Source organism: Fibrobacter sp. UWR3 (genome assembly GCF_900143055.1).
Taxonomy (GTDB): domain Bacteria; phylum Fibrobacterota; class Fibrobacteria; order Fibrobacterales; family Fibrobacteraceae; genus Fibrobacter.
Genome location: NZ_FRCW01000015.1, coordinates 73,080 through 79,721 on the forward strand (window position 1 = coordinate 73,080; position 6,642 = coordinate 79,721).

General features: G+C 50.1%; 6 protein-coding genes. All 6 read left to right on the plus strand.

Annotation, left to right across the window (positions count from 1 at the left end):
* The first annotated feature begins 456 nt into the window (after window positions 1–456).
* Window positions 457–636, plus strand: coding sequence for a hypothetical protein (locus BUA44_RS14685; RefSeq protein ID WP_072813540.1), 180 nt, complete (start codon window positions 457–459; stop codon window positions 634–636).
* 98 nt (window positions 637–734) lie between these two features.
* Window positions 735–965: a hypothetical protein gene (locus tag BUA44_RS14690; RefSeq protein ID WP_072813542.1), complete on the plus strand. Its 231-nt coding sequence runs from the start codon at window positions 735–737 to the stop codon at window positions 963–965.
* Between the two features lie 366 nt (window positions 966–1,331).
* Window positions 1,332–2,216: a hypothetical protein gene (locus tag BUA44_RS14695; RefSeq protein WP_072813545.1), complete on the plus strand. Its 885-nt coding sequence runs from the start codon at window positions 1,332–1,334 to the stop codon at window positions 2,214–2,216.
* A 254-nt stretch (window positions 2,217–2,470) separates the two neighbouring features.
* Entirely contained in the window at window positions 2,471–3,451 is a 981-nt protein-coding gene (locus tag BUA44_RS14700; RefSeq protein WP_143152030.1) for a hypothetical protein, read from the plus strand.
* 8 nt (window positions 3,452–3,459) lie between these two features.
* On the plus strand, window positions 3,460–4,137 hold the full coding sequence (locus BUA44_RS14705) for a hypothetical protein (RefSeq protein ID WP_072813551.1): 678 nt from the start codon (window positions 3,460–3,462) through the stop codon (window positions 4,135–4,137).
* 135 nt (window positions 4,138–4,272) lie between these two features.
* On the plus strand, window positions 4,273–6,213 hold the full coding sequence (locus BUA44_RS14710; RefSeq protein ID WP_072813554.1) for a glycoside hydrolase family 44 protein: 1,941 nt from the start codon (window positions 4,273–4,275) through the stop codon (window positions 6,211–6,213).
* Window positions 6,214–6,642 lie beyond the last annotated feature (429 nt).

Consider the following 6,642-nt stretch of genomic DNA (forward strand, 5'->3'; position numbering starts at 1 on the left):
AAGACCTGCGATTTTTTAATCGCAGGTCTTTTTGTTAGAGTTATAGTTGAATAAAAAAGCATAGTATGAACTGAATTCGTCTTCCCTGCGCTAATTATAAAGATTCGTTTTTTCTTTCATTTCCCGTAACGAACCTCATAGACTTCTGCTGCGATTTCCTCGTCGTTCATCATTGGCGTCTTTTCTGCGTTCGTGTTAGGGATAGTGACCCCTTGGGGCGAAGACTTGCGGACAGTTTCGTCTGGATGTTTTCGGGAGCAAGGCTTCGTTTTATGAGGTTGGGCGGGAACGGAGTGAACCGCGCAACCCATAAAATATAGCCCGACCGCGCATATATGTGCGGAAACGCCCAAGGAAGAATTTCCCCGCACGGAGCCTCTGGTCACCAAGGTTTGTAACACGCCCGTGAGCCGTAGGCGACTCGTCTTAACGAGCCGTCGGAGGCGAGAGTGAGGCGTGAGCCGAACGGTCTTCATAATCGAAGTGCTCGGCCTCTCCGACGACTACGCCCTGGCCTACTACAAGAGCCAGGAAGCCGCAGGTTCCTTCCTCCCGAACGAAGGTGCCGTGCTGATTAGCCTCTCCGACAAGGTTAACTTGTCTGAACAGGCCATCGAAATCGGTAAGGAGTTGTAGAAACATCCTCGCCTCAGTCATGCCAGTCCGCAAGCGGCCTGTCGCGACATTCGGCTTGCGGTGTTTTCCAGAAGCTCGATTGTAATCAAGGACGACAAATGCTAAGGGCGAGTGAAGCAGGACTGCTTGCAGGCCTATTTCCGAGCCCCGCATTTGGGACTCGAAGAGTCCAAAGCGCTATCCGCAAGGCCGCCATCAAGTACAAGGTGCCTTACATCACGACGCTTGCCGGTGCCTACAACACCGTGAAGGGCATCGCCGCTGCCCGCAACGGCCATGGCGCTGTGAAGAGCCTGCAGGAATATCACGCAAGCATCGAAGAGATTTAATGCTTAATGTCATCCCCGCTATACGATACTTGGCAACTTGTTGCCATAGTAGAGTTATCCTCTTTGGGGAGAAGGCGGGCGGACAGCACTTAGCACTTTAGTGCTTAGTGCGCATGGCCACCAAGGTGGGGATCTCCTAGCGTAAGCGTGTTATCCTGAGCGGAACGCCGTAAGGCGTGAAGTCGAAGGATCCAGAACATTCAAAGGACTGCAGTGATGCAGTCCTTTTTGTGTATGGAGCGCCCCCTCCTCACTGCAAATCCCTAAGGCTTATCCGTTTATCTTGATAAATGAAATGCCGGAGAAAGTTGTTTTTTTTTCGACTTTGGCGAAAAATGATGCGTTACGTTGTTATTTTTAGAACAAATGTCAGTGAAAACGCTCAAAAGACTTTTTTTTTCGTTTTTAGTTCTCCTTTTTACGGGGTGCAGTTACAGTTATATTGAAAAAGGATCCTTTGAGGCCTTTGTACCTGAAACATTTACTGGACTGGCATACCCCATAGGGGATGACTCGACTGGTGTCTGGAAGGCGAATGTTTCTATTCGCAACTATAGCGATAGGCATCTGCAATTACATGGAATGGAAAACAGATATGATAAAACACAAAATAATTCCTTCTATTTAGATTGCGAGGAATGTCCTAAAGATGAAAACATAAAGGCCGATCTTAGCTATCATTTCAAGTCCTTCCCGGTAACGGGGTCGATGGATTATTTTCTTAACGTGAAGCGTATCCTCATTGGATTTGGGGTTGCCTTTAGCCCTTATCCTAGCATGCGGTCCTCTGTAGGATTCAATAGCGATTATTTCGAGGTTGGAGGATTTGTTTCGTTTGGATATGCAAATGTTAGTTACTCCGTGAGCCAAGTTAACTATATGGAACTAGGTAACATGGCGGGGGGTAATTCCGTGTGGGTTGATAGTCTATATTGTGACGATTGCTCCGAATGGAAATTGAACGGAAATTTTGGAGCGTATATAAATGTTTTTCCGACGAAGAAATTCTCCCTGTCTTATGCTCCGTCGGTCTTTTCGCCTTGGCTTTATAGCGATATAAAGTGCTATGAAAACGGGTCCCAAGATTGTTCGTTGGCGTTTGATTTTCCCTACATATTTGCCCAGTATTTTGGTGCGAGTTATTTGTTTACAAAGCGTATTCAGCAGTCTCTAGGTGCGAAAGCCTATTTTGGCAATGCCTTTAGCGAACACATCTGGAATTTGGAAAGCAAGACTTCATTCTTGTTTTGAATAGGGTAAGTTTTTATTCTATGCCGTTGATTGCCCGCACTATTATTTTGTTCGTTTTCCTTGCCGTGTGCGCAGGGGCTTCGGGTGTGCAGGTCATCGAAGGGGATGCCGACGGCGAGTGGGACCTTTCGGCGAAAAAACTCCAGGCTATGGCTGCGGTCTATCTGGCGGAATTAGGGCACGTTCCTAGTTTAGAAAGTAAAACCTTTGCGGTCTCCTTTTCTGCATCCGGTCCGGCGAAACGTACCATACAGATGAAAAAGATCTTGCCGGGCGGCGGTATTGAAGAGGATTCTGTCGTGATTGCGGGGATGGACGACGCCGACGATGCCGTGAAAAAAATGCTTGTGAAAAATTTCCGGAAGGCTCCCAGGGACTACAAGGGCGACAAACCGTCCGAGGTTTTCTTTATGGATTCCGTGTTCGTGGATGTGGATGACAGTACGGCAAGGCTTGCTGCCAGAAATACGGAAGCGGCCCTCGGGGAACTCGGGTACCAACTTGTCGAACACCGTCGCGGGACCAAGCTCCAGATGGTCCTGCTAAAGTTGAAAGAAGCCTATTGGCTGGGGATGATGCGCATAGAGGGTGACGAGGTCGTTCGGGGAGTGCATAAAAAGTTCATGCCAGGTGACGATCTGGAAATCATCGCCTATTCGCTAGTGAATAAGGTTATGGACTCGGATACGGAACTTAGCGTCCCCACTAACGAGGTGGTTGACTCGCGTATGACACACACAGAAGCGTGTCGTGCAACTGAAAAAGCTGATTCCTTCTCCGGTTTGTTCTTAGGTTTCTTCTCGGACATGCTGTGCAATTTTTCTGATTATGTCGGGCTAGAAGGGTCCGCAGGTGGCAGGGATCTTTATGGATACTGGTATCCGGACGTGCGCTTCGATGTCATATGGGGTTTCTCGGACAATCACGCCTGGCTTCTGGGCCTGGAAGGGACTATGGGTACAACCCAATCCAGGTGGGCGTTTGAATCCGTTCACAGGTTCTCGCAGACGAAGGGTCTGTTCGTTGATTTTGTCTGGGGCTGGGGCTTTGATGGGGACTATAACGGCTGGTATATGGGCGGTGATGTTGGGCTCAATCTGTTTGCGCTTAGTTCCAAGACTCATTGGCTCTCCCTGATGCTTCGCTACGACTGGACCTATGGCGAAGACTGGGACGAGGGGAGTAGAGTCTCTATCAACCTGGTTTACAATCACCGCACTTACTTTAGCGATTGAGGCCTGCGATGAAATCCCTGAAAACCTCACTCCGCAAAATACTTTCGCTCGCCATTGCTGCGCCCATGATTGTTTTGGCGATCGAGGCCAGCATTGGTCCGCGTTCCGCTTTTAAGGATGCGGATATAAGGAGGCTTGATTTCCAGACGGTAACGAATTTGCATAGTGCGTATGTCCGCGACTACGTAGATCCGCAGATAGTCTACCTCAATAGCCAACTTGATTCCTGTACTGTGGCACGTGAAGATTGCCAGTTTGCGACTGCCGGATATGGTAATGAATTTGGCTCGTATAAACCGTATATCTATTTCAAGTGTGATATAGACAAACGTGAAAAGATCCTGTTCTCGCAGTTCCGCTATTATCCCGATTCTGAAAAGGTGTCCTTGAGTATCTTCCGTGAATCGGTGTTCCAGGCGCACGGATTCTCCTTTGCGGAAAGGGCCGGCTATTCGCTCCTGGTGTTCGTTGTCCTGTGCCTGCTTTCGCATAGAAAACTTAATGAGTGGCTGAGGAAGGGACGTGGTAAAAGAATCGTCGAATGGTTGGGGAGCGGGCATGGTACAAACGATGCACTAGAACGCGAGATTGAAGAGACCGAGGCTTTCGACAGGATGCTTGCCGAGGGCAAGAAGAACCGCGAAAAGGAACGCAAGCAGAACGGAAAGGCAAAGTATATTCCGTAGTAGCCGCTTTTTTCAAAGAAAAACGTGACTGTTGTCATGCTTGTCCACAGGCAGGCATTTTTCTTGAACTTTACCATTTTTCGAGTATATATTTACGGGAAAGCCGCGGTCAAAACGCGGCTAGAGGTGTTGTATATGGGTAATTCAAGGTTTTTCGCGGGTGCTGCACTCGGTTCGCTGCTCGCTGTCTCTCCTGCACTCGCCATCGATGTAACCGTCGATGCAGATGCGGGCATCAAGAAGATTTCGCCATACATTTACGGGCGAAACATCGACAAAATCAGCGATACGGACGCCGCAAGCGACGCGGACGAATCCGCATTCATCAACCAGATGCTCGATGCGGGCATCCACATGATGCGCGCGAACAACGGCAACAACTCCACGCGCTACAACTGGAGCCACAAAATGACGGTTCATCCGGACTGGTTCAACAACGTTTATGCGCACGACTGGGATATCACCGCGAAAAAGGTGCTCGATAAGATGCCGGGAGTCGACGCAATGTACGGCTTCCAGCTCACGGGCTACGCGGCAAGCAGCACCGAATACAATTTCCCCGACTGGAACTGGAAACAGGAACACGGCTCATATCCGTCGAGATCATTCGACCTCGCGGGTGGCGGCGAAGTATCAGAAGACGGCCAGACGCTCATCAAGGCGGGCGACGCCTCGCTCTACAACATGGAATGGCCCGCCGATTCTACGGTCGGCATCATTCCGCACTGGAAGGATGAACTCAAGTACGACATGAGCCGTTTTAAATACTGGAGCATGGACAACGAAATTGAAATCTGGCGCGGAACCCACAACGACCTGGACTTGCCCGTGACCGGCGACTTCCTCGTCGAACGCTACATCGACGTGGCCAAGAAGGCGCGCGCCGCCTGGGGCGATATCAAGCTCACCGGCCCCGTAGTCGCCAATGAATGGCAATGGTGCCACATCAATGCCTACAACGAAGAAAGCAGGCCAAAGATTGACGGACAGGAATACTGCTGGCTCGAATTCTTCACCAAGAAAATCGCCGAAGCGCAAAAGGCGAGCGGCACGCGGCTCCTCGACGTGTTCGACATTCACTGGTACCCCACCGAAAAGGACTACGAAAGCCGTGTCAACTGGCACCGCGTTCTGTTCGATACCACCTACTACTACAAGGGCGGTAACGGCGTGCGCTGCGCCACGGGCAAATGCGACTGGAGCGACAAGGAGAAGGGCTACAGGTCATACATCTTCGTGCGCATCAACAACTGGCTCGAAAAGTACTTTGGCAAGGATCACGGCATTACGCTCGGCATTACCGAAACCGACCTGAACGATTCTGATCCTATGGTGACAGCGCTCATCTATGCGTCTTTCCTCGGAACCATGCAGGACAACGGTGTCGAGATTTTCACCCCGTGGACATGGGGCGACGGCATGTACGAAACGGTGCACCTGTTCAGCCGCTACGGCCACCCGAACCGCGTGCAGTCCACCTCCAGCAACGACTCGCTGGTGTCGGCCTACAGTTCCATCAGCAACAAGGGCGACTCGCTTACGGTTATCTTCGTGAACCGCGCCGAAAAGGACGCCCAGGACGTGAACCTCAGCCTCGCGAACTTCGCCTCCGATGGAACGGTAAAAACACTCACGCTGCAGAACCTCCAGGGCGAAACGTTCGTTTCTCATACAAACAACGCCTTGAAAGAAAACGTGGTGGATGCAAATCCGCAGGGCGGCACCACCACTGCGAACGACTACAGCATTAACAGTTTCAAGATGACGCTCCCTGCAAAGTCTATCACCGCAGTTCTGCTCACTACCGCTACGCCGAAACAGGGCGTGATTTCTGCGGGCAAGGCTCTCGCCGGCAACATGCTCCACCGCGATAACGGTGGCTGGGCTATAAACAACGGCTTGGGCAATGTGCGCAGCGTAAGCGTGTTCAACAGTCGCGGCCAGAGTGTAATGCAAATGGAACGCCCTGCACGCGGCAATATACGGCTCGCCAGCGAAACTCTAGGCAAGGGCGTCTTCTTTGTGCGCATCAAGACTGCGGGCGGTGTGCAGATGCGGAAAATCGATGTGAAGTAGAATCTTTTTCTCACCAATGTCCAAATGAGAAAGGTGCCCGCGGATGAATTTCCGTGGGCATTTCTTTTTGCGATTGAAGCGATTGCTGACGCTCTCCTTGAGTTTTGAATAACGTAATAAAATGTTGTTGTGAATTTGTGTGTATTATTTTGTATGTAATAAAATGAGCGCGCGAGCTGGCAATGCAGATTTCTGGTTGCTAGGAACTGTGTGACGGCTTCCGGGAACAGGAATCTCATGCTAGAATTATACGGGAATGGTAGAAAAAACTTACACTTCGTGAATAATATGTTGATAATCTGGCCAAAAGGTGGTTTTTACCGGTTTTTTCAAGAAAAATGAAAAAAAGTGAAATTTTTTCGAGAAAAACCCTTGCCAAACTTCCAGAAAATTCTATAATTGGCCTCACCTTCGGAAACGATGGTACGG